The 1,246-nt window shown below is 60.8% G+C and carries 1 protein-coding gene; it reads left to right on the forward strand.

The genetic code is table 11. The annotated features are described in order from the left end of the window. Nucleotides 1–17: 17 nt before the first annotated feature. Nucleotides 18–1,246: amino acid adenylation domain-containing protein (locus tag O1W68_RS21480; protein ID WP_331283601.1), on the forward strand; the 1,229-nt coding region annotated here is incomplete at its 3' end.

Below are 1,246 nucleotides of genomic sequence, written 5' to 3' on the forward strand. Positions count from 1 at the left end.
TTTCTGGTGGTGGGGATGTGGGTGTGTTTGCTGGTGGTGGTGTGTCGGTGGTGGATGTGGGTTCGTTGGATGTGTCTGGTTTTTCGGGTGAGGTTGTGGGGGATGGTGAGCGGTTGTCGGTGTTGCGTGGGTCGAATGCGGCGTATGTGATTTTCACGTCGGGGTCGACGGGTCGGCCGAAGGGTGTGGCGGTTTCGCATGAGGCTGTGGTGAATCAGTTGGTGTGGAAGAGGTCCGAGTTCGGGTTGGGTGTCGGTGATGTGGTGTTGCTCAAGACCACGGCGACGTTCGATTTGTCGGTGTGGGAGTTCTGGTCGGCGTTGGTGTCGGGTGCGTCGGTGGTGGTGGCGTCGGTGGAGGGGCATCGGGATGTGGCGTATCTGCATGAGTTGATGGTGGCGGAGTCGGTGACGACGTTGCATGTGGTGCCGTCGATGTTGTCGGCGTTGTTGTCGGTGTCGGGTGGTGTGTTGTCGAGTTCGTTGTTGCGGGTGTTGGCGATTGGTGAGGCGTTGCCGGCTGCGACGGCGCAGTGGTTCCGTCGGGGTAATGCGGGTGCGTTGTTCAATTTGTATGGTCCGACGGAGGCTGCGGTGTCGGTGACGGTGCATGAGGTGGGGGCGGGTGATGTTGCGGGTGTGCCTATTGGTGTGCCGGAGTGGAATACGGGTGTGTTGGTGCTCGATGAGCGGTTGCATCCGGTGCCGGTGGGTGTGTCGGGTGAGTTGTATTTGGCGGGTGTGCAGTTGGCGCGTGGGTATGTGGGTCGGGTGGATTTGACGGCGGAGCGGTTTGTGGCGAATCCGTTTGTCGGTGTTGCGGGTGTGGGTGCGGGTTCTCGGTTGTATCGGACGGGTGATGTGGTGCGGTGGGGTGGTTCTGGTGAGTTGGAGTATGTGGGGCGTAGTGATTTTCAGGTGAAGGTGCGTGGTTTCCGGATCGAGTTGGGGGAGATCGAGTCGGCGTTGCGTGGGGTGGATGGGGTGGTCGATGTTGCGGTGGTTGCTCGGGTGGATGAGTTTGCGGGGGATCAGTTGGTGGCGTATGTGGTTGGTGGTGTGGGTGTGTCTTTGGATGTGGGTGAGGTGAAGGTGGCGTTGGGTGCGGTGGTGCCGTCGTACATGGTGCCGTCGGCGTTTGTGGTGTTGGATGCGTTGCCGTTGACGGTGAATGGGAAGTTGGATCGGGCGGCGTTGCCGGCTCCGGTGTTCGAGGCTGTGGTGTTTCGGGCTCCGTCGACTCCGGT

It is taken from the genome of Rhodococcus sp. H36-A4 (assembly GCF_027158005.1).
GTDB lineage: Bacteria > Actinomycetota > Actinomycetes > Mycobacteriales > Mycobacteriaceae > Rhodococcoides.